The 18,003-nt window shown below is 72.0% G+C and carries 13 protein-coding genes; 5 read left to right on the top strand and 8 right to left on the bottom strand.

Annotation, left to right across the window (positions count from 1 at the left end; genetic code table 11):
• Window positions 1–73: 73 nt before the first annotated feature.
• Window positions 74–1,918: an AMP-dependent synthetase/ligase gene (locus ACWCWD_RS21210; protein WP_450774481.1), complete on the top strand. Its 1,845-nt coding sequence runs from the start codon at window positions 74–76 to the stop codon at window positions 1,916–1,918.
• A gap of 82 nt (window positions 1,919–2,000) precedes the next feature.
• On the opposite strand, the gene ACWCWD_RS21205 is transcribed toward ACWCWD_RS21210, so the two are convergent.
• Complete coding sequence (locus ACWCWD_RS21205; RefSeq protein WP_450774480.1) at window positions 2,001–3,140, bottom strand: acyl-CoA dehydrogenase family protein; 1,140 nt, start codon at window positions 3,138–3,140, stop codon at window positions 2,001–2,003.
• 87 nt (window positions 3,141–3,227) lie between these two features.
• Between ACWCWD_RS21205 and ACWCWD_RS21200 the strand changes: the two genes are divergently transcribed.
• Window positions 3,228–3,854: a TetR/AcrR family transcriptional regulator gene (locus tag ACWCWD_RS21200; RefSeq protein ID WP_450774478.1), complete on the top strand. Its 627-nt coding sequence runs from the start codon at window positions 3,228–3,230 to the stop codon at window positions 3,852–3,854.
• A 60-nt stretch (window positions 3,855–3,914) separates the two neighbouring features.
• On the opposite strand, the gene ACWCWD_RS21195 is transcribed toward ACWCWD_RS21200, so the two are convergent.
• On the bottom strand, window positions 3,915–5,420 hold the full coding sequence (locus ACWCWD_RS21195) for an aldehyde dehydrogenase family protein (RefSeq protein ID WP_450774476.1): 1,506 nt from the start codon (window positions 5,418–5,420) through the stop codon (window positions 3,915–3,917).
• Window positions 5,421–5,841: 421 nt separating this feature from the next.
• Between ACWCWD_RS21195 and ACWCWD_RS21190 the strand changes: the two genes are divergently transcribed.
• Window positions 5,842–7,086, top strand: coding sequence for an MFS transporter (locus ACWCWD_RS21190; RefSeq protein ID WP_450774474.1), 1,245 nt, complete (start codon window positions 5,842–5,844; stop codon window positions 7,084–7,086).
• Between the two features lie 6 nt (window positions 7,087–7,092).
• On the opposite strand, the gene ACWCWD_RS21185 is transcribed toward ACWCWD_RS21190, so the two are convergent.
• The 4 genes from ACWCWD_RS21185 to ACWCWD_RS21170 form a co-directional block, all read right to left on the bottom strand.
• Window positions 7,093–7,986, bottom strand: a complete 894-nt coding sequence (locus tag ACWCWD_RS21185) for an ABC transporter ATP-binding protein (protein ID WP_450774472.1) — start codon at window positions 7,984–7,986, stop codon at window positions 7,093–7,095.
• The gene (locus ACWCWD_RS21180) at window positions 7,983–9,104 is read right to left on the bottom strand and encodes a FecCD family ABC transporter permease (protein WP_450774470.1); all 1,122 of its coding nucleotides are present in this window, start codon (window positions 9,102–9,104) and stop codon (window positions 7,983–7,985) included. Before ACWCWD_RS21180 ends, ACWCWD_RS21185 begins: the two co-directional genes overlap by 4 nt.
• 14 nt (window positions 9,105–9,118) lie before the next feature.
• Window positions 9,119–10,123 carry a FecCD family ABC transporter permease gene (locus ACWCWD_RS21175; RefSeq protein ID WP_450774468.1) on the bottom strand — a complete coding sequence of 335 codons (1,005 nt, stop codon included), beginning with the start codon at window positions 10,121–10,123 and terminating at the stop codon, window positions 9,119–9,121.
• 119 nt (window positions 10,124–10,242) lie between these two features.
• Window positions 10,243–11,301: an iron-siderophore ABC transporter substrate-binding protein gene (locus tag ACWCWD_RS21170; protein WP_450774466.1), complete on the bottom strand. Its 1,059-nt coding sequence runs from the start codon at window positions 11,299–11,301 to the stop codon at window positions 10,243–10,245.
• Window positions 11,302–11,701: 400 nt separating this feature from the next.
• Between ACWCWD_RS21170 and ACWCWD_RS21165 the strand changes: the two genes are divergently transcribed.
• The gene (locus ACWCWD_RS21165; RefSeq protein ID WP_450774464.1) at window positions 11,702–14,461 is read left to right on the top strand and encodes an exo-rhamnogalacturonan lyase family protein; all 2,760 of its coding nucleotides are present in this window, start codon (window positions 11,702–11,704) and stop codon (window positions 14,459–14,461) included.
• A 35-nt stretch (window positions 14,462–14,496) separates the two neighbouring features.
• Window positions 14,497–15,231: a DUF6250 domain-containing protein gene (locus ACWCWD_RS21160; RefSeq protein ID WP_450774462.1), complete on the top strand. Its 735-nt coding sequence runs from the start codon at window positions 14,497–14,499 to the stop codon at window positions 15,229–15,231.
• Window positions 15,232–15,301: 70 nt separating this feature from the next.
• Here the strand turns inward: ACWCWD_RS21160 and ACWCWD_RS21155 are convergent, their stop codons facing one another.
• Both ACWCWD_RS21155 and ACWCWD_RS21150 read right to left on the bottom strand, forming a co-directional pair.
• Window positions 15,302–16,234, bottom strand: coding sequence for a discoidin domain-containing protein (locus ACWCWD_RS21155; protein WP_450774460.1), 933 nt, complete (start codon window positions 16,232–16,234; stop codon window positions 15,302–15,304).
• Between the two features lie 10 nt (window positions 16,235–16,244).
• On the bottom strand, window positions 16,245–17,840 hold the full coding sequence (locus tag ACWCWD_RS21150) for an alkaline phosphatase D family protein (RefSeq protein ID WP_450774458.1): 1,596 nt from the start codon (window positions 17,838–17,840) through the stop codon (window positions 16,245–16,247).
• Between the last annotated feature and the right edge of the window lie 163 nt (window positions 17,841–18,003).

Here is an 18,003-nt window from a genome sequence, read left to right as displayed (position 1 = left end):
CGCCCGGCGGGGATGCCCGCGCCCCGCCACCCCCGGACTCTCCCCCTCACCCTTCCGACCCGCGGAGGCCCCGATGACATCAGCCCCCCGATCAGCACCCCGCACCACCGGAGACCTGCCCGACGCAGCGGCCGACCGGGCCCTGCCGCAACTGCTGGCCCGCAACGCACGTGAGTACCCCGACCTGCCGGGTATCTCCTGGCAGCCGGCGGAGAAGGACGGCGCCTGGACGACGTTCAGCTGGGCGGAGATCGAGGAACACACCCGGAGCCTCGCCGCAGGCTACGGCGCCCTCGGCGTCCGCCGGGGCGACCGCGTCCTGCTGATGATGTCCAACCGGCCCGAACACTGGCTGTCCGACCTGGCGCTGGTCCGTCTCGGCGCGGTCCCGGTCAGCGTCTACGGCACCGCGGCCCCCGAGCAGATCACCCACATCGCCCGCAACTGCCGGGCCCGCCTCGCCGTGGTGGAGGGGGCGGCCCAAGTGGCCCTGTGGGAACCGCTGCTGACCGACGCGGACACCCCGCTGGAGCGCCTGGCAGTGGCCGAGGAAGGTGCGGAGGGCGGCCACTTCCCGTACGCCGCCCTGCTGCGCGAACCGGTGCCGGAGGGGTTCGCGGGGGTGCTGGACGCCGCCCGCCCCGACGACCCGCTGACCGTCGTCTACACCTCCGGCACCAGCGGCGAGCCCAAGGGCGTCGTGCTGACGCATCGTCAAGTTTTTTCCAACGCGCTGGCGTTGGATGCCGTGGTGGAGCTTCCCCCGCACGTCGAGCACATCTGCTACCTGCCCTTCGCGCACATCGCCGAGCGGATGCTGGGCATCTACCTGCCCTGCCACCGGGCCTCGCACGTCTACCTCTGCGCCGATCCCGCGGGCGTCGCCGCCGTGGTGCGCGAGGTGCGCCCCGCGCAGTTCTTCGGGGTGCCGAGGATCTGGGAGAAGCTCTCCGCCACCGTGCGGGGGCTCCTCTCGCTGATGCCGCCCGAGCAACTGTCCGTCATCGAGCGGGCGTTCGAGGTCGCCCGTGCGCACGTCGGTTACCGCGAGCGGGGCGAGACACCACCCGCGGAGCTCGAAGAACGGTACGGCCGCGTCCGTGAGGAGGTACTGCTGCCGATGCTGGCCGCGGGCGGTCTGGACCGGGTGACCTGGGCGGCCAGCGCCTCGGCGCCGATGTCGGTCGACGTGGTGAAGTTCTGGGCCGGCTTCGGCATCGTCATCATGGACGCCTGGGGGCTGACCGAGACCACCGGCGTGGCCACCAGCAACAGCCCCCGGGCCGGTTTCCGGCTCGGCTCGGTGGGGCGCCCGGTGGAGTCCGTGGAGATCCGCCTCGCCGAGGACGGCGAGATCCTGGTGCGGGGTGCCTCCGTCTTCTCCGGTTACCTCCAGCCTGACGGGTCGGTCCGGTCCGCCCTGGACCCCGACGGCTGGCTGGCCACCGGCGACATCGGCCGGACGGACGAGGACGGCTACCTCTGGCTCACCGACCGGAAGAAGGAGATGATCGTCACCTCCACCGGCAAGAACGTCTCGCCCGCGCTGGTGGAGAACGCGCTCAAGGAACACCCCCTGATCGGCCAGGCGATGGTGCACGGCGACAACCGCTCCTACCTGGTCGCCCTGCTGGTGCTCGACGCGGAGGCCGCCCCCGTCTGGGCCGCCGCCCACGGCGTCGGGACGGCTGGGGGACTGGCCGAACTGGCCGAGCACCCCGCCGTCCGGGCCGAGGTGGACCGGGCGGTCGAGGCCGCCAACTCCCGGCTCAACCGCAGCGAACAGGTCAAGCGGTACGAGCTGCTCGCCGAGGAGTGGGGGCCGGGGACCGGGGAGCTGACCCCCTCGCTGAAGATGCGGCGCAGGGTCATCCGGGACAAGTACGCGGACTCGCTCTCCGGGCTCTACCAGGGCTGAGCCGAGCCTCAGGGCGGCCCACCCATCCCGACCGGGGACGGGTGGGCCGCCCTGGGTTGTGTCCCGCCGCGTGCCGGTCCGCTCAGAGGCCGTAGGTCTTGCCGATGACGTCCCGCTGGATCTCGCTGGTCCCGCCGTAGACCGTGGAGACCACCGCGGCCCGCAGATGGCGCTCCATGTCGAACTCCGTGGTGTAGCCGTAGCCGCCCATCATCTGCATGCCCTCCAGCGCGGCCCGCTTGGCGAGTTCGGTCGCCTTCAGCTTGGCCATCGACGCCTCGCGCGGGAACAGCTTCTCCGGCTGCGCGTCGCAGTCCAGGGCCGTTTCGCGCACCAGCAGTCTGGTGCACTCGATCTCGGTGGCGAGGTCGGCGATCCGGTGCCGCAGCGCCTGGAAGGAACCGACCGGCCGGCCGAACTGCTCGCGTTCGCGGACGTACGCCACCGTGTCGTCGAACGCGCGGCGCGCCAGGCCCAGCATGTTCGCGGCCAGGAAGAGCCGTTCGTGGTTGAGCCCTGCCATCAACTGCCGCCAGCCGGAGTCCACCTGGCCCACGACCGCGTCGGCGGGCAGCCGAACGCCGGTGAGGAAGACATCGTTGACCTCCCGGCCGCCCATGGTGTCGATGCGTCGCACCTCCACGCCCGCGGTGCCGGCGGGCAGGTGGAACATGGTCAGGCCGCCGTGCTTGTCCTCGCCGGTACGGGCCACCAGCAGGATGTGCGTGGCGCAGTGGGCGTTGGAGATCCAGGTCTTCTGACCGTCGATCACCCACGTGCCGTCCGTCTGCCGCCGGGCCCGGCAACGCAGCGCGCCGACGTCCGACCCGGCCCCCGGCTCCGACATGGCGATCGAGAGCACGTCCCCGCGCACCACGCCGGAGAGCACCTCCCGCCGCTGCCGCTCGGTGCCGAACTTCTCGTACGCCTTCGCGGCGATGACGGTGGTGATGAAACCCCCGGCCGGAACCATCCCGTACGAGGTCTCCTCCAGCAGGAGACAGGCATCGGCGAGCCCGCCGCCTGAACCGCCGTACTCCTCGGGCAGGCACACCCCGAGCCACCCCAGGCCGGCGAGCCTGCCGTACAGCTCGGGGTTGTGGGCCTCGTGGCCGCCCGAGGTCAGTGCGGAGCGCTGCTCGCGGGTTCCGCACTCCCGTTTGGCGAAATCACGGATGGCCGCGACGAAATCGGCCCGTTCTTCGGTGAGGCGACTGCCCATCAGGTCCTCCGGGATTCGTGATGATACTCATTGACGATAGTCGTTTCATCGTCTCCGGGGGAGGGGTGCGCCGGTATCGTGAGCGCCATGAGAACCGACACGAACGACCCGGAGCTCGCCCGGGCCACCGCGCGGCCGGAGCCCGAGGACCCCACCGCGCGGCGGATCCTGGACGGAGCGCTGGAGCAGTTCACCCTCCTGGGCCTGCGCCGCTCCTCCGTCGACGACGTCGCGAAGCGGGCCGGAGTCTCCCGCGTCACCGTCTTCCGGCGCTTCCAGACCAAGGACAAGCTGGTCGAAGCCACCCTGCTGCGCGAACTCGGGCGGTTCTTCCAGCGGCTGGACTCGGCGGTCGCGGCGCTGCCGACGATGGAGGAGCGGGTCGTCGAGGGCTTCGTGGTCGCCCTTCGCCACACCCGCGCCCATCCGCTCTTCGGCGGCCTGCTCCGCCTCGAACCCGAGCTCGTACTGCCCTACTTGACCGTGCAGGGCGCCTTCACGCTCTCCGCCACCGTCACCTACCTGACGGCTCATCTGCGCCGCGCCCAGCAGGCGGAGGGGCGCCCGGACGAGGACCCGCAGCCGGTCGCCGAGCTCATGGTGCGGGTGGCCGTGTCCTTCCTGCTCAACCCCGCCAGCTGCATCGAGATGGACGACGAGGACCAGGCACGGGCTTTCGCCCGCCGCTACCTGGCCCCGCTGCTGGACGCCTGACCGCCGCGCGGACCGCCGTACCCCGTACGCCGACCCCGTCCGGCGGCGGTGTCCGACCGGTCAGCGGCGCCGGTGCAGTGCCCGGGCGAGGCGCACGGCGCGTTCCCTGGTGGCGGCCGGAACGTCGAAAGAGGTCAGGGCGATCGGCGGGGTGAACCGCTGCACCGTCGTCGACTGCACGGAGGTGAAGGCGCGCAGCCCCTCCTCGCCGTGGATCCGCCCGAAGCCGGAGTCCTGCGAACCGCCGAACGGCAGCGCCGGCACCGCGGCGAAGCCCAGCACCGAGTTCACGGACACGGCCCCCGCGCGCAGCCGGGCCGCGATCGCCGCGCCCTCGCGCCCGCCGCGGCAGAACACCGCGGCTCCCAGGGCGTAGCGCGAGGCGTTGGCGCGCTCCACCGCCTCGTCCACGTCGGCCACCGGGTTGATCGCCACGACCGGTCCAAAGGTCTCCTCCGTCATCGCCGGGGCATCCTCCGGTACGTCGGTCAGCACCACCGGCGCGACGTACGGCGCGCGGACCGACCCGGGCCCGCCGAGCAGTGCCCGCGCACCGGCCGAGACCGCACCCGTCACGTGCCGTTCCACGATCGCGACCTGTCCGGGCAGCGTCATCGGACCGTAGGCGGCGTCCTCTTCGGCGCCCGTACGCAGCGCCCCGGCCTTCTCGGCCACCCGCCGGCACAGCTCCTCGTGGATCTCCCGCACCGCGTAGACCCGCTCCACCCCCGCACAGGTCTGTCCCGAGTTGCTCAGCGCGCCCCACACGATCGCGTCGGCGGCGGCGGTGAGGTCGGCGTCCGCGGTGACGACGACGGCGTCCTTCCCGCCGCACTCGGCGAGGAACGGCGTCAGCGTCTCCGCGCACACCGCCATCACCTTGCGGGCCGTTCCCGGCGAACCGGTGAACGCCAGCTTGTCGACCCCCGCCCGGGCCAGCGCGTCCCCGGTCGCCGCCGCGCCGGTGACCGTGGTGAGCAGCCCGGCGTGCTCGGGCACGGCCGCGTCGAAGAGTCCGGCCAGCAGCACCCCGGTGGCGGGGGTCAGTTCGGACGGCTTGAACACCACGGCGTTCCCCGCGGCCAGGGCGTAGCCGATGGAGCCCATGGGGGTGTAGAGCGGGTAGTTCCAGGGGCCGATCACCCCGACCACGCCGAGCGGCCGGTGCACCAGGGACGCCCGCTGGTGGACGGTGAACAGCCCGGTCCCCACCTTCCGCCGCCGCAGCACGCGTTCCGCGTTGCGGGCGGCCCAGCTCAGGTGCTCCAGCGTGAGGACGACCTCCAGTGCCGCGTCGCCGGCCGGCTTCCCGGTCTCTTCGGCGATGGTGCGCGCCACGGCGTCCAGGTCGGTGGCGAGCGCCTTCTTCCAGCGCAGCAGATGGCCGCGCCGCCGCGAGGCGGGCAACGCCGCCCACTCCACCTGGACGGCCCGGGCCCGGGCGGTCGCGCGGGAGACTTCCTCCGGTCCGTTCACCGGGTGTTCGGCGAGCGGCTCGCCGGTCGCGGGGGAGTACGTGGTGAAGGTCGCGGCGTGAGGCGCGGCGGCCGGGGAGCTGTGGGTCATCGGGTCTCCTCAGGGGGAGTACGGGGAAGTGCGCGGCGGAGTTCCGGGGTGGACGGCTGTCCCGGAACGGAGAGCGTCCCGGTCTGTCTCGTACGCGATCGGGGACGTCGGGTCGTACCGCGTCCGGCCGGAGGTCCGAACCTCCGCCGGCTTCCCCGTGAGTCGAAGATACTCAAACTATTGAGTTGTTTCATCGGGCGTCAATACTCCGGACGGAACGGGGCAAGGGGGCGTCGGGGGGCTTCGGGTTCCGCGCCCGCGGTGGCCAACTGCCGTGCATCGCACAGGGAGTGGCGGATCGACCGAGAGCGGGCCGGGCCCTTCCCCGGCGGCCCCCGCCGAGCCCGCCGTGCGGTCGCGCGGTGCGAGTGGACGGATGTCGTACCAGGGCATTCGGAACAATTCGTCCATCATGGAGTCCATGTCTCCTCCTCCCGGCCCGGGTCCGAAACAGCGCCGCACCGCCCCGGACTCGCTCGGCATCTGGCTGGTGGCGGCGGCGTTCGCCGTGACGATGATGGGCACGACACTGCCCACCCCGCTGTACGTGCTCTACCAGGAGGAGTTCGGCTTCTCCACGCTGATGATCACTGTCATCTTCGCGACCTACGCGGTCGGTGTGGTGGTGGCCCTGCTCTGCTGCGGCCACGTCTCGGACGGGATCGGACGGCGCCGCACCCTCCTGCCGGGACTGGCACTCTCCATGGCCAGTTCGGGGATCTTCCTCGCCGCGTCCGAACTGGCCCTACTGTTCCCGGCCCGCCTGCTCTCCGGGCTGTCCGCCGGACTCTTCACGGGAACGGCGACAGCCGCGATCATCGACCTGGCGGGTGCCCGGAGCCCCGAGCGGGCGACGCTGGTGGCCACGGTCACCCAGATGGGCGGCCTCGGAAGCGGCCCGCTGATCGGCAGCCTGCTGGCGGAGTACGTCCCCGCCCCACTGCGGCTGCCCTTCGCCCTCGACCTCGGGCTCCTCGTCCTCGCGTTCGTCGCCGTGTGGATCATGCCCGAACCCGTCACCGTCACCGCGCGCCGCCCGCGTCTGCGACTGGCCCGGCCGCATGTTCCGCCGCCCATGCGCGGTGTCTTCCTGCGGGCCTCCATCGCGGGCTTCGCCGGGTTCGCGGTGCTCGGCCTGTTCACCGCCGTCGTCCCCTCGTTCCTGCGCGAGCTCCTCGGCGTACCCGGCCTGACCGTGGCCGGGGCGGTGATCTGTGCGATCTTCTGCGCCTCGGCGGTCGGGCAGGTGGTCCTGGTACCGGCCTTCGGCCCGCGTGCCCTCCCCGTGGGGTGCGCCGGCCTCATCGTCGGCATGCTGCTGCTCACCACGGGTTTCGCCACCGCGTCGTTCGGCCTTCTGCTCACCGGCGGACTCACCGCCGGGGCGGGCCAGGGCATGAGCTTCCGCGCGGGGCTCGCCGGCATCAACGCGGCCGCCCCCATCGACCGCAGGGGCGACCTGGCCTCCGTCTACTTCACCGTGCTGTACGTGGCACTCGCGCTGCCGGTCGTCGGAGTGGGCTTCGCCGCCGAGCTGTTCGGGCTGCGCACCGCGGGCATCGCCTTCGGCGTGGTCGTCGCCCTGCTCGCGGCGTGGACCCTCTTCGCGGTCCTGCGCACCGGCCGGGGGACGCGCGACCGCGTGCGGAGAAGCGAAAGGCCCTGAGGCACCTCACCGCTCCCGGGCCTCCCTGGGGGCGCGCGCCGGCCCCGGCTCCCGGTCCGCGACGGGACCCTCCTGCCCGGGTACGGAGATCTCCGGGTCGTCCGGGGCCCGCCACGGGGCGCCGGGCACCACGAGGGGGCTGCCGGTGACCGGGTCCGGCACGACGACCGACTCCAGGCCGAAGACGTCCCTGACCAGACGCGCGGTGACGATGTCACGCGGCGAGCCCTGGGCCACGAGGTGACCGTCCTTCATGGCGATGAGGTGGTCGGCGTACCGGGCGGCCTGGTTCAGGTCGTGCAGCACGGCGACGACGGTGCGGCCGCGCTCGTGGTTGAGCCGTCGTACCAGGTCGAGGACCTCCACCTGGTGGGAGATGTCGAGGTACGTCGTCGGCTCGTCCAGCAGGAGCAGTTCGGTCTCCTGCGCGAGGGCCATGGCGATCCACACCCGCTGGCGCTGTCCGCCGGAGAGTTCGTCGACCGGCCGGTCGGCGAGCGCGGCGGTGCCGGTGTGCTCCAACGCCTCGGCGACGGCGCGTTCGTCGGCCTCGGACCACTGCTGCCACCACCGCTGGTGCGGCTGGCGGCCCCGGGCCACGAGGTCGGCGACGGTGATGCCGTCCGGCGGCGTCGGGCTCTGCGGGAGCACGCCGATGGTCCGGGCCACCTGGCGGCCGGGAACGTGGTCCAGCTCGGTGCCGTCGAGCAGCACCGTGCCGCCGCGCGGCTTGAGCAGACGCCCGAGCGCACGCAGCAGCGTGGACTTGCCGCAGGCGTTGGGGCCGACGATGACGGTCACCCGCCCGTCGGGGATCTCCAGGTCCAGACCGTCGACGACGATCCGGTCCTCATACGCCAGCGTCAGGGACTGGGCGGTGAGTCGGCTGGTACGGCTCATGAGGATGTGCCTCCGGAACGGCTGCGCGTGCGGGCGATCAGCCACATCAGGTACGGGGCGCCCACCGCTGCGGTGAGGACGCCGACGGGGAGTTCGACGGGGGAGAACAGGCGCCGGGCCAGCAGATCCGCGACGACGACCACCAGCGCCCCGGCCAACGCCGAGGAGAGCAGCGGGATCTGCGCCGAGCGGGTCAGCCGGCGGGCGATCTGCGGGGCCAGCAGGGCGACGAAGTCGATCGGCCCCGCGGCGCCCGTCGCCACCGAGGCCAGCACGATGCCGAGGCCGGTCAGACCGAGGCGCACCCGGTCCAGCCGGATGCCGAGGGCCACGGCCGTGTCGTCGTCCAGGGACGCCCCGCGCTGGGCCCTGGCCGCCCACAGCGCCACCGGGACGGCGAGGAGCAGGACCGTCGCCAGCGGCGCGGCCTGGTCGTAGCCGCGGCTGTTGAGCGAGCCGGTGAGCCAGACCTTGGCCTGCTGTGCGACGAGGAAGTCGCCCTTCGTCAGGAAGAGCTGGGTCAGCGACCCCAGGGCGACGGACACCCCGATGCCGATGAGGACGAAACGCGAGGCCTGCAACCCGCCGCGCCAGGCGAAGAGATAGACCAGCACCGCCGCCGCGAGCCCGCCCGCGACCGACACGTACGGCATGGTCGCGGAGGAGGCGAACCCGAAACTCATCGCCGCGACGGTCGCCGCGCCCGCCCCGTGGGTCACGCCGATGACGTCCGGGCTGGCCAGCGGATTGCGCGCCACGGTCTGCACCAGGCCACCGGCGACACCGAAGGCGACCCCGGCCAGCAGGCCCACGACCAGACGCGGCAGTCGCAGCGTCCCGACGACGAGCTGGTCGGGGCTGGGACGGCCGAGCAGGACGCGGACGACCTCCACCGGCGGGACGAAGGACTCGCCGACGCACAGGTACGCCACGACGGACGCGAGCAGCAGCACCGCGAGTACGGCCGCCACGAGGACGGACCTGCGGTGCACCAGGAAACTGGCGGGGCCGAGACGCAGAACCGCGTGCCCGGCGGGGCGAACGGACGGCGCGACGGCGATCGACGGGGGCGCGGCGGAGGCGCCGGCCGGAGCGTACGCGGTCTTCTGCTGGTTCATGCGACTGGTGTCCTTCATGCTGCGGCCACCGTGCGGCGTCGTACCAGCGCGATGAGGAACGGCACCCCGAGCAGCGCGGTCATGACGGCCACCGGCACCTCCGAGGGCGGGAAGACGATACGGCCGAGTACGTCGGAGGCGAGGATCATCACGGGCCCGAGCAGGGCGGCCACCGGCAGCACCCACCGGTGCGCGGTGCCGACCAGGGCCCGCGCGATGTGCGGAACGGCGAGGCCGGTGAAGGCGATCGGCCCGACGGCGGCGACGGCGGCCCCGGTCAGCACGGTCGCGCCGACGGCACCCAGTACACGGATCCGTGCCACGTCGTGCCCCAGGTTCTTGGCGGCGTCGTCGCCGAGCGCGAGTGCGTCCAGGCCGCGGGCCATCGCCGCGACCAGCACCAGCCCGGCCGCCACGAACGGCCAGATCTGGCCGATGACATCACTGCCCCGGCCGCTGATCGAGCCGACCTGCCAGAACCGGAACTCGTCCAGCGCCCGGGCGTCGGTGGTGACGATCCCGGAGACCATCGCGGCGAGGAAGGCGTTCATCGCCGCCCCCGACAACGCGAGTCTGACGGGGGACGCGCCACGGCGGCCACCGGCGGCGACCGCGTAGACGGCGACCGAGGCGAGCGCCGCTCCCGCGAAGGCGAACCAGACGTAACCGGTGAGCGTGTGCACACCGAGGAACGCGATCGCGCACACCACCCCCACGGACGCACCCTGGCTGACGCCCAGGATGCCGGGTTCGGCGATCGGATTACGGGTGACGCCCTGCATCACCGTGCCCGCGACGGCGAGGGCCGCGCCGGCCAGGATCCCGATGACGGTGCGCGGCATCCTCATGGCCCGCACCACCTGGGCGTCGTCACTGGTCCCGCCGTGCAGCAGGGCCTGGAACACCTCGCCCGGGGCGATCTGACGGCTGCCCACGGCCAGGCTCAGCAGGACGGTGATCAGCAGCATCACCACACACCCCACCAGCCAGGCGATTCGGCGACGAGTCGGTCGCGCCATGCGCCGCGCTCACTTTCTCTTTCATGTTTCCGGATCGAGGTCGCCGAACGGCGGGCGCCGGACGCCGGCGGGCACAGTGGCCCGCCGGCGCCCGGCACATCGTCGTCGGCCTCGCGGCCTCAGGCGGTGAGGTGGCTCGCCAGGTCGTCGAGAACCACGTTCGCCGCGGTCACTCCGAGCCCGAGGTACCAGGTCTCGTCGGAGACGTCGAAGGCGTGGCCCTCCTTGACGGCCTTCAGGTTCTTCCAGAGCGGGTTGCCCTGGGCCTTGGTCTTGTCCGTGGCCTTCGGGTCGCCGTACACGCCGGTGAAGATGAAGTCCGCGTCGGCCTGGTCGATGTTCTCGGCGCTGATCTCCGCGGCGAGGTCCTCGATGTCCTGGTTCTTCGGCCGCGGGATGCCGACGTCCTGGAGGATCGTGCCGATGAACGAGTCGTTCGCGTAGAGGCGGATCTTGCCCTCGGCCAGGTAACGCACCATCGACACGGTCGGCTTGTCGGCGCCCAGCTTGGTGCCGAGGGCCTTCGCCTTCGTCTCGTAGGCGGCGAGATTCGCCTTGGCCTGCGCGGTCCTGTCCAGCGCGGCCGCGTTGAGGAGGTAGTTCTCCTTCCACGTGAAGCCCGGGCGGATGGAGAAGACGGTCGGCGCGATCTGCGACAGCTCGTCGTAGGAATCGGCGGCGCGCAACTGGCTGCCGAGGATCAGGTCCGGCTTCAGCGCGGCGATCGCTTCGAGGTTGAGGCTGTTGATCGTGCCGACGTTCGCAGGCTTGCCCGCATCGGCCTTGAGATAGGACGGGAGTTCCGGCGAGCCCTCGGTGAGCGCGAGGCCGACCGGCTCGACGCCGAGCGAGACGACGTTGTCCAGCTCGCCGACGTCCAGGACCACGACGCGCCGGGGCTGCGCCTTGACGACGGTGCTGCCCATGGAGTGCGTGATCGTGCGGGGCCACTCGCCGGGCTTCGCGGTGGTGCCCATCGCGGCGGTCTCCGTCGCGGCGTCGCCGAAGTCCTCGCCGCCCTGCGCGACCGACTTCGAGTCCTTGGCCCCGGCCTTGGCGTTCGCGGAGCTCGTCGCGGAGTCCTTCTCCTTGTCGTTGGACCCGCCGCACGCCGTCAGTGACAGCGCGGCCGTGAGGGCGACAACGACGGCGGCGGTGCCGCGGCGCCGAAGAGACATACGAACTCCTGAAGCTGAGGTTGAACGTTAAACACTTAGGTAAGTCATACCTTACTCACAGGTTCCGGCTTCTTGGCAACCCGGCCCCCTGGCCGTGCGGGGACGCTCCGGTGACCGGTTCGCCGGCGGTGAGGACTCCCCGCCGTCCGGCCGGGCCCGTGCGGGCGGGCGGTCGGCGCGCGCCCCGGCTGACGGGTGGTGAGCCATGTCGAATGTGCCGAGAGGCTTGGTTTGCCAGGATGGTTGTGTACGGGGCATTGCATCTTCGTGGCGGAACCCCGGATTTCGTCGACTTCCCCAGGCGCCAACCGGCAACGTGATCACCTGAAACGATCACTCGACGCTCCCGTGGCCGGCTCGGAGGAGCGGGGTGCGGGGCGCCCGCCGTACGGAGGCCTTCATGACCGCACCCGCCCGACGCACCCTGCTCAAGTCCGCCGCCCTCGCCGTGGCCGCCTCGCCGCTCACCTGGGGCGCCGCCACCTCGGCGCGGGCGTCCGCAACCGGCGCTCCGGGGGCCGTCGACGCCGACCTGCACTGGCTGGAGAACACGACCCCCGCCGTTCACGCAGGACTGACCTGGGGGGTGCCCTGGGCCAGGGGCGTGTGGACGGACAAGCGGCAGAAGTTCCGGCTCAGTACCGCCGACGGCACGGACGTCCCCGTCCAGAGCTGGGTCACGGGGTACTGGCCCGACGGATCCGTGAAGTGGACGGCACACGCCCTCGCGCCGGGCGCGAAGGCCTCGGGCGCCTACAAGCTGACGGCGGGCCGGCCCGCCGAGGCCGAGCAGCGGGTCACCGTGCGGTCCGGCGGAAGCCGGGTCGAGGTGGACACCGGTGCGCTCACCGTACGGTTCGCCGCCAAGGGGTCGGACCGGATCGTCGAGGAGATCCGACGGGGAACAACGGTGGCGGCGAGGAACGGCACGCTCGTGGCCCTGCGGCAGGGCAGCCTCGGGGCGGAGGAGCGGGGCGGGGAAGCGTACGAGGAGTTCACCGGACGCGTCACCACGATCGAAGTCGAACAGGACGGCCCGGTCCGCGCCGTGATCCGCGTCGAGGGAGAGCACCGCCGGGGCAAGCGGGGATGGCTGCCGTTCACCCTGCGGTTCGCGTTCTTCGCCGGAGCCGAGTCGTTCCGGCTGGTGCACACCTTCGTCTGGGACGGGGAACAGCAACCCGCCGAAGAGGAGGGGGACTTCCTGCGCGGACTGGGGGTGCGCTTCACGGTGCCGCTCTCCGACGCCCCGTACGACCGGCACGTCCGGCTGGCCGACGCGGCGGGCGGCCTGCTGACCGAGTCCGTCCAGGGCATCACCGGGCTGCGCCGCGATCCCGGGGCGGCGGTGCGCGCGGCCCAGGTCGCGGGGGAGAAGACCCCGGCCGTCAGCACCTGGGACACCCGGGTCGCCGAACGGCTGGCGTACATCCCGCAGTGGGGCGACTACACGCTCACCCAGCCGACCGCCGACGGCTACCAGGTCCGCAAGAGGACCGGCGCCGGCCACGGCTGGATACGCGCCGGAGCGGGCACCCGGGCGGGCGGATTCGGCTACGTCGGCGGGGCCACCGGCGGCGGACTCTCCTTCGGGCTCCGGGACTTCTGGCAGCGGCACCCCACCCAGCTGGACATCAGGAACGCCCGGAGCGAGGCCGCCGACATCACCCTGTGGCTCTACTCGCCCGAGGCCGAACCCCTCGACCTGCGCTTCTACCACGACGGCCTGGGCCAGGACACCTACGAGAAGCAGTCCGACGGCGGCCTGGAGATCACCTACGAGGACTACGAGCCCGGCTTCGGCACCCCGTACGGCATCGCCCGTACCAGCGAACTCTTCTTCTGGGCCAACGCCTCGACCCCCGACGCCGACACCCTCGCCGCCCAGGCCGCCGCGGTCGCAGCACCGCCCCTGCTCACCGCGACGCCCGAACGCCTGCACTCCGCGGGCATCTTCGGCGACTGGGCACCGGTGGACCGCACCGGCACCGCCCGCACCACGCTGGAGAACCACCTCGACCAGCTCTTCGCCTACTACCGCGACCAGCGCGAACAGCAGCGCTGGTACGGCTTCCTGGACTACGGCGACGTCCAGCACACCTACGACAACGACCGGCACGTCTGGCGGTACGATGTCGGCGGGTACGCCTGGGACAACTCCGAACTGGGCACCGACCTCTGGCTCTGGTACCACTTCCTGCGCACCGGCAGCGCCGAGGTGTTCAGGTTCGCCGAGGCGATGACCCGGCACACCGGCGAGGTGGACGTCTACCACCTCGGGAAGTGGGCGGGGCTCGGCACCCGGCACGGTGTCCAGCACTACTCGGACAGCGCGAAGCAGGCCCGTATCTCCACCGCCGCCAACCGCCGCTTCCTGTACTTCCTGACCGGTGACGAGCGGACCGGCGACCTGCTGAGCGAACTCGTCGACGTGGAACTGGCGTTCCTCGAAACCGATCCGCAGCGCAAGGTACGGACGGACGGGTACGTGCCCGGCGACCGGCACGCGCTGTCGATCGGCTTCGGGACCGACTGGGGCGGCATCTCGGCGGCCTGGCTGACCGAGTGGGAGCGCCGCGGCCCCCGCGCCGGGCAGGCGAAGCGGAAACTCCTCAACTCCCTGCGCACGATCGCGGCCCAGCCCAACGGCTTCTTCACCGGTACCGGGCTGATGGACGCCGACACCGGAAAGTTCGCCGTCGCCACGGACACCGCCGTCAGTGTCTCGCACCTCAACGCCGTCTTCGGACTCGCCGAAACCAACAGCGAGCTGGTCTCGCTGATCGGCGACGAGGTCCCGGAGTTCGCCGAAGCCTGGCTGAACTACGCCCGCTACTACAACGGGACGACGGCGGAGAAGACCGCGCTCACCGGTTCCACCTGGAAGTCCGCGCTGCCCGCCGCGCACTCCCGCCTCACCGCCTACGCCGCCGACCGCACCGGCAACGCGCAGCTCGCCACCCGGGCCTGGAACGAGTTCTTCACCGGCTCGGACACCTACTTCCCCTCCAACGACTGGAGCCCGGTGACCGTCCGCGTCCCGGCCGTGCTGCGCGGGACCACCGAGATCCCGTGGATCTCCACCAACTCCTCGGCGCAGTGGGCTCTCGCGGCCATCCAGAACCTGGCGCTGATCGGCGCCGACATCCCCTCCGCCTGATCCCCGTCCCGCACCGCCCAGAGGAGCACCCACCGATGACCACCACCCGCAGAGCCTTCGCCGCCCTGGCGGCCGGAGCCGCGCTCTCCGCCGTCCTGCCCGCCACCGCCCAGGCCCACACCGGGCCCCACGCCCGGGACCGCGCACCGAAGGGGCGCGCGGGAGCACTGCTCGCCCACGACGACTTCCGGCACGGCCTGGACCAGTGGGCCGTCGAACTGGAGAACGGCGGCAGCGTCACCGCACGCCACGGCGTCCTGGACATCGACACCCCGGCCGGTGCCACCGTCTGGTTCCGCCGGCGCCTCAGCGGTCCGTACGTGCTGACCTACACCGCCACGGCCGTCTCCGCGGGCGGGGTCAACGACCGGGTGTCCGACCTCAACAACTTCTGGAACGCCACCGACACCCGTTCCCCGCGCGACCTCTTCGCCACCCACCGCGACGGCACCCTCGCCGACTACGACCAGCTGACCACCTACTACGCGGGCTACGGCGCCAACTCCAACACGACGACCCGGCTGCGCCGTTACGTCGGCGAGGCAGGGGTCCGCCCCCTCGTGTACGACTACACCGAGCCGCTGCTCACGCCGAACCGGCCCAACCACGTGCGCATCGAGTCGGACGGCTCGAAGGTCCGCTGGTGGAACAACGGCACCCTGGTCTTCGACTACCACGACCCCGAGCCCTACACGGCGGGGTACTTCGCCTTCCGCACGACCTGGAGCCACTTCCGCATCAGCGACTTCGAGGTCCGGCGCGGTCACTGACGAAACGTCGGCGTCGGCCCGGAGCGGGACTGTCCGCTCCGGGCCGACGCGCGTTCCCGCCGGGCAGGACCTACTCCGGTGCGTACGCCTCCACTTCCAGGATCCTCGAGTAGTCGGCGCTGTTGGAGGAGTGGACGAACACCCGGACCGCGTCCGTGGAGACCGGTTCGAAGGTGGTGACGATCCGGTCGAGGGTGTTGCCCCGGTAGGACCCCACGGTCAGCCACTCGCCCCCGGACCGCACCTGGACGTCGAAGTCCTTGATGCCCTGGAGGGCCGCCGGGCGCGCCGGGGTGCCGTAGGTGACGGTCTCGATCCGCCCCAGCTCGACCGGCTGCGGCCACTCGACCGCGAGCCAGTCGGGGAAGACACCCTTGTCGGCGTCGTTCCAGCCGTATCCCGAGCCCCAGTGCAGATAGTCGCTGTCCCCGTCCACGGCGGCGCAGGTGGTGAAGTTCCCGTGGGTCGAGGAGGCGGTCACCGCCCTGCCGTAGGCCAGGTCGACGCCCGGACCGGGTGCGGGCGGGGCCTGGACCGTGAGGGGGACCACCAAGCGCTGCTTGCCCGACACCGCGGTCAGGTCGTAGGTGCCGGGCGCCGTGCCCGGCGGGACACGTACGCCCACCGAACGGGTCACCGGCCGGTCGGGGTCGGCGGCCGGCAGATAGGTCGAGAACACCTGGTCCGAGAGGGTGATCGGCGCCTCTGCGGTCAGCGTCGCGTCGGCGAACAGCGCCGTCGTACCGGTGTTGGTCATGGAGACGTTGAACTTCGTCGGCATGCAGGGGAGTTCGGAACCGGTGAGGCTCGTCGGCGAGGCCGAGAGCACCACGGGACCGGCGGACGCCCGGGCGGAGGACCGCTCGGCGACCGGAATCCCCGCCGAGGTACGGGTGGCGGCGCGGGCCTCGTGGGCCGAACCGCCGGTGGCGAGGGTGGACGCGGTGATGGCGACGAAGGCGACGGCGGTGACCGTGCGGACGCTCTTCACGGCTGTCTTCATGGCGCGCTCCTCAGGCCTGCTGGACGGCGGGGACGCCGTTCTCGACGGCGAGTACGGTCCGGCTGCTCACGGTGCCGTCCGGCACGGTGACCCGGTCGCACACGCGGTGGTCGGCCAGCCACAGGTCCGGGGTGATCTCGCAACTGACGTAACCACGCTGGAAGTTGCCGAACTTCATGTGCGGGTTCTCGGAGAGGAGCGCCTGCCCCGTGGCGTCGAGGTCCTGGCCGTCGAGCCCGGAGGCGATCGACGTGCCCACGAACTCGGTCGCCACCACGCGGGAATCCGGGTCGTGGAAGTCGAGCGCCAGATCGCTCGCGACGCTGCGGTGCAGGTCGCCGGCGAGGCTGACGACGTTGCGCACCCCCCGGTCCGCGATGCCGCCGAGCAGCCGGTCGCGGGAGGCGCTGTACCCGTCCCAGGTGTCCATCGGGACGGCGACGTCCGGTCCGTACGTGGTGTCGAGCAGGGTGATGGCGGTCTGGTGGCCGAGGATGTTCCAGCGCGCCCCCGAACCGCCGAGCCCGTCGAGCAGCCAGCGCTCCTGCGGGAAGCCGAGGATGGAACGGGCCGGGTCGGCGGTCGCCGCGTTCGGGGCCTTGGTCCCGTCCCCGTTCGCCTGGTCGTCGCGGTACTGACGGGTGTCGAGCATCGAGAACTCGGCGAGGCGCCCGTACCCGAGCCGACGGTACAACTGCATGTCCGGGCCCTGCGGGAACTGCGGCGCGCGCAGCGGCATGTTCTCCCAGTACGCCCGGAACCCATTGGCCCGGCGGATCAGGAAGTCGTCCGGCGTGGAGCCGTCGGCGGCGAGGTTCGCCCAGTTGTTGACCACCTCGTGGTCGTCGAAGACCACGATCCACGGGGCGGAGTGGTGGGCGGCCTGGAGGTCGGGGTCGAGCTTGTAATAGGCGTACCGCTGCCGGTAGTCGTCCAGGGTCACCGCCTGGCGGGTGTTGTGCTCGTCGCCGTCGCCCGGGCGGACACCCCGGTCGATGCCGAACTCGTAGATGTAGTCCCCGAGGAACAGCACCACGTCGTGGCGGCGGGCCGCGAGGTCACGGTGGGCGGTGAACCAGCCCTCCCAGATCGCCTGGCAGGAGGCGAAGGCCAGGGAGAGGCGCGGCACGAGCTGATGGGCCGCGGGCGCGGTCTTCGTACGCCCCACGGGACTGATGAACCCGCCGCAGCGGAACCGGTAGAAGTACTCGCGCCACGGCTCCAGGCCGCGGACGTCTACATGGGCGGTGTGGTTGAACTCTGGGGTCAGTTGCGCGGTTCCGCGCCGTACGATCCTGCGGAACCGTTCGTCGGAGGCGACCTCCCACTGCACCGGGTGGGTCCGCCGGTCCATTCCGCTGAACGGGGCGAGGGGATCGGGAGCCAGCCGGGTCCACAGGACGACCCCGTCGGGCAAGGGGTCTCCGGAGGCGACACCCAGGGTGAAGGGGTCGTCCTTGAGCCGGGCGGCGGGGGCGGCGGCGGCCTCACCCGCGCTGGGGAGGGTGCCGGAGAGGGCGAGGGCGGCAGCGGCGGCGGTGACGGTGACGAACCGTCGGCGTGTGGCTGCCGTGAGCGCCGGAGGTGGAGCGAGTCTGGAAGTCACCTCTTCACCACAGCGGAACGCCGTGAACACGGGACGTCCGCCGGGAGTCCGTCGACGGGCGATGAGCCGACTCCTTATTGTCAGGGACCCGACAGTGCTGTGCGGGGCGTCGAGGGGGTGGCCGGAAGGTGGCGGTCTCGGGCCATTGACCCATCGTGAACTA

The sequence above is a fragment of the Streptomyces sp. NPDC001493 genome, from assembly GCF_053597235.1.
Note: the sequence above shows the minus strand (reverse complement) of the source record. Positions and strands in the feature narration are given on the sequence as shown.